The sequence below is a fragment of the Providencia sp. Je.9.19 genome, from assembly GCF_051129765.1.
In the GTDB taxonomy this organism is placed as follows: Bacteria; Pseudomonadota; Gammaproteobacteria; order Enterobacterales; family Enterobacteriaceae; genus Providencia.
This window is the reverse complement of sequence record NZ_JBCPSS010000032.1, coordinates 1-433: the sequence shown is the minus strand read 5'-3', so window position 1 is coordinate 433 and position 433 is coordinate 1. Positions and strand designations below refer to the sequence as shown.

At 40.6% G+C, this 433-nt stretch carries 1 protein-coding gene; it reads right to left on the bottom strand.

Going from position 1 to position 433, the window contains the following annotated elements; all coding sequences use genetic code 11:
• Positions 1-377 (bottom strand): cytochrome d ubiquinol oxidase subunit II (locus AAZR93_RS21590; RefSeq protein WP_434721041.1); only part of this gene is annotated, 377 nt, incomplete at its 3' end.
• Positions 378-433 lie beyond the last annotated feature (56 nt).

The following is a 433-nucleotide window of genomic DNA, read 5'->3' as shown; positions in this document are numbered from 1 at the left end:
ACTTCCTTTCCTTCAGACATTGTAATATAGGCTCCCTCTGTAACGGGTAAAACGGTAATTAATAGTGCTGGAATTAATAGACCAGTAATACCTGAAATAACCCGAAGAAGGTATTGGTATTTTGGCAAGGAGTAAGCAAATACCATAAATGTACTACGTACTGCAATGAGCACTAAAATTAACATAACTGGTACGAACATTACTGTCGCAAGAGTAAAGGCCGCTTTCGGAAAGAAGCCGAGAAATGCGACAACGACGAAAACAAGAAACGTATTTGTTACTTCCCAAGTTGGTGATAAGTACCGATTCGCAAGTTTAGCAGCGAGCGTCGGATGTTTTGCGTATACCATGCCCCAAAAACCAGCGCCAAAATCAATGGACCCTAGTATACTGTATACGAAAATAAGGGCCCATAAGATGATGATTGCAATAC